The organism is Robertmurraya sp. (genome assembly GCF_036676585.1).
Taxonomy (GTDB): Bacteria; Bacillota; Bacilli; order Bacillales; family Cytobacillaceae; genus Robertmurraya_A.
The window spans coordinates 1-2,774 of the sequence record NZ_JAKFCQ010000134.1 but is presented as its reverse complement, the minus strand read 5'-3'; the positions used below and the strand labels follow the sequence as shown (position 1 = coordinate 2,774).

At 39.4% G+C, this 2,774-nt stretch carries 6 protein-coding genes; 1 reads left to right on the top strand and 5 read right to left on the bottom strand.

From position 1 onward, the window contains the following. From ACGLXV_RS17570 to ACGLXV_RS17550, 5 genes are all read right to left on the bottom strand, one after another. Positions 1 to 220, bottom strand: a 220-nt coding sequence (locus ACGLXV_RS17570) for a hypothetical protein (RefSeq protein WP_391559641.1), incomplete at its 3' end; no start/stop codon positions are given. An 11-nt stretch (positions 221 to 231) separates the two neighbouring features. Continuing rightward, positions 232 to 753, bottom strand: a complete 522-nt coding sequence (locus ACGLXV_RS17565) for a helix-turn-helix domain-containing protein (protein ID WP_391559640.1) — start codon at positions 751 to 753, stop codon at positions 232 to 234. A 94-nt stretch (positions 754 to 847) separates the two neighbouring features. Continuing rightward, a complete protein-coding gene (locus tag ACGLXV_RS17560; protein WP_391559639.1) occupies positions 848 to 1,000 on the bottom strand; it encodes a hypothetical protein in 153 nt (50 codons plus the stop codon). A gap of 336 nt (positions 1,001 to 1,336) precedes the next feature. Then, on the bottom strand, positions 1,337 to 1,519 hold the full coding sequence (locus ACGLXV_RS17555; protein ID WP_391559638.1) for a hypothetical protein: 183 nt from the start codon (positions 1,517 to 1,519) through the stop codon (positions 1,337 to 1,339). A gap of 16 nt (positions 1,520 to 1,535) precedes the next feature. Next, positions 1,536 to 1,778, bottom strand: coding sequence for a helix-turn-helix transcriptional regulator (locus ACGLXV_RS17550; protein WP_391559637.1), 243 nt, complete (start codon positions 1,776 to 1,778; stop codon positions 1,536 to 1,538). 161 nt (positions 1,779 to 1,939) lie between these two features. Here ACGLXV_RS17550 and ACGLXV_RS17545 point away from each other — a divergent pair, with 161 nt between their 5' ends. After that, on the top strand, positions 1,940 to 2,602 hold the full coding sequence (locus ACGLXV_RS17545; protein WP_391559642.1) for a helix-turn-helix domain-containing protein: 663 nt from the start codon (positions 1,940 to 1,942) through the stop codon (positions 2,600 to 2,602). Positions 2,603 to 2,774 lie beyond the last annotated feature (172 nt).

The following is a 2,774-nucleotide window of genomic DNA, read 5'->3' as shown; positions in this document are numbered from 1 at the left end:
CTTCTAAAGCTTTCAACCTTCTTACGGTTTCTTCCATACCAACCTCAGTTGAACAATGTAAAATATGTTGCATGGTGCCCACTACATGCCTATGAATGTTTTCTTTCCTGATCTGCAGATAAGCGACAAATGCTTCTATACTCCAAGTTTCATATACATCTGTCGGTACGAAATAGGCATTCCTGATTTCCCGATCCTCTTCAATCGTTGGTTTTTCCAATGCCCTACACCTCACTTGATAAATTTCAAATACTTCTTGGCTACCAATTTCAATTTGTGGTCCTTCCAGATCTTGAACCAGCTAATTCCGTATTCCTTACAAACCACAGCGACTAAATGACTGAGGCACACAATCACATCGATACATTCAAACAACATTCTCTTCAGATCTTCACGGTGTGTATGATCTATAGAAGAGGGATGATTGACCAAGCATGTATTTTCCAACGCGAACATAGCTTCCTTTAGCTCCTCCATTGCCTTGGCTTTAACAGAGGATCTATGTAAATCCACATTGTCTCCATTCAATTTCCCCACCCAGGCCCCGCCAGTTACCTCCGCCGCCGTTTCCATGGATAAAAATCCGCAATCCAATGTTTCCACCGCCTTAGGCATCACATCCTTGGGCATCTTACGGCGATCACACTCAATATGGGAAACCATTTGTTTACTAAGATTGAAGTCCAAGGCCAGTTGCTCTTGTGTCATCCCATGCTCTTCTCTAGCCTCCTGCATCGCTTTACCTATACTCATGATTACTTCACCCCATTAACTGTATATCTCACGGGGTTTTTCTCTACCAGGATTTTCTTTACTATGAAGTTGTCGAAATCCCGTGATTTATCATTTATCCTGTCTTCTCGCTTGTTTCGATTCTCGTTGCATCCTTTGAATCTTTAGGATTGTAATCTCTCACTATTCGGAGCGCTTGAACCATACGTTCCATATCCGGTACATATTTTCGATGAACCTCGATATTCGGTTCTCGTTTTTTTCTCATGTTCTTGTAACCTCCATATCTTGGTTTGCTCCTTTTATTTGTAGGATTTTCCACCTTTCTGTCGAATGGTTACCTTTGGAAAAACGGAAACTTTGGCGAGTGACGTTCTTCTAATCCATGACAGAAAGGAACCCATTATGCGCTACGTTACATTCAAATCATTTTATGGATTTTGTCCTTTTCTAAGGCAGGAGCATAACGTCAAAGGCAAATATAAACTAGTTGATGATCAGTTCTATTCTCTACTCTTCGTTGAATGTGACTTAGAACACAGATGCGGAGTGGACGATTGTCCAGTCAAAAACCTTGCACAATCTAGAGTAAATTGCAATTAGCCTAAGGTTCGTTCCATTTGAAATACCCTTCTAGTTTTGTTTGTTCTAGAACAAACTCGAAGTTCTTGATCTTCTCCATTGTCCCTTGGAGCAATTGAAGTTCATCATTTGCTTTTTCAATCAATTGCTCCAGCTCACTCAGATTTTGAATTTTGTGAATGAAAGTCATTGGTTCCTTTGACACTCTGATTCACCTCCCTTCAGGCTGGTAGTTCACTCTGCAACGTTTTGTGGCAATTGTGTTCAAAAAAAAGATCTGGAAACAATTTTTTGGCAGGTGAGTTAAAATACTTCTCCATCTTAGCCATAAGTTTTATAGTCGGGTTTCTTTCACCAATTTCGATCATACTTAAAAATTGTCTTGATATACCAAGTTCTTTTGCGACACTTTCCTGTGTACCTATTGTCTTTCGGACAGCTATAAGATGTTCTCTTTTATTCATAGTCTCCTCCTTTCTGCCACAGTTCGTTGCTTTATGCTTTTATTATAATGCCACACATTGTTACAATCAACTACACATTGCAACTTTTCGTGGTAATTATTTATTTGCTACATATTGTGGAGTAAAATTAATCTTAGTATAGGAGGTGAATAGTCTTGCCAATGCTTGCGAATCGGTTGGTTGAGCAAAGGAAAAACAAAAAGTTGACTCAAGAAGAGTTGGCAAAAAATATAGGCATTACAAGATCTGCTCTTTCTCAATATGAGATTGGTAGGCGGCAACCTGACTACGACACTCTCCAAAAATTAGCTGACTATTTTGAGGTAACCGTTGACTATCTCCTTGGCCGCACAGACGATCCAACACCATTAAAAAACAAATATCTTGATCTCGATAACAAACCTATCCGTAACATTATTAAACTTCGCAAAGAACAAGGCATCTCCCAAGATGACTTTGGCAAGATGATTGGCCTTGTTGACCCTGCTCTTTGGATTATCTTCGAAAAGGAAGGTAATGTTCCTCCAAGAATCCTCCAAAGATCTGCAGCAGTGCTGAATACATCGGAAGAGTACCTTCTGGGCCTAACAGGCGATCCATCTCCATCAACCACGACAGTCACCGTAGCCGGAAAGGAAATATCCGTAACACCTGAAGAACTTCGCTTTTTAGAAGAGTTAAAAAAACATCCCCTCATGTTTCATGGATTACAACAGAATCCGGAGGAGATGGTCAAGGACCTCGTTAAATCTGTTCAATTTAGGAAAAAATTCAAACAGTTGATTGAAGAAGACGACGACCGAGACGATATCATCAATGATTAGAAATAAAATATTATATAAAACAATAAATGGCCTAATAAGTTAAATATTGAGGAGAGGATATAGTTGGAGGATCTCTTAAGAAAAATAATTGATAAGTTAGATCGATTAGACCAGGATGTCCAAACCATTAAGTCCACCATGGCTACCAAGTCCGATATATCTGATCTAAAGA

What these genes read in the sequence shown, in the direction of transcription:
- ACGLXV_RS17550 (WP_391559637.1), bottom strand. Translation starts at nt 1,778, where the DNA reads ATGAATAAAAGAGAACATCTTATAGCTGTCCGAAAGACAATAGGTACA.
- ACGLXV_RS17560 (WP_391559639.1), bottom strand. Translation starts at nt 1,000, where the DNA reads ATGAGAAAAAAACGAGAACCGAATATCGAGGTTCATCGAAAATATGTA.
- ACGLXV_RS17565 (WP_391559640.1), bottom strand. Translation starts at nt 753, where the DNA reads ATGAGTATAGGTAAAGCGATGCAGGAGGCTAGAGAAGAGCATGGGATG.
- ACGLXV_RS17545 (WP_391559642.1), top strand. Translation starts at nt 1,940, where the DNA reads ATGCTTGCGAATCGGTTGGTTGAGCAAAGGAAAAACAAAAAGTTGACT.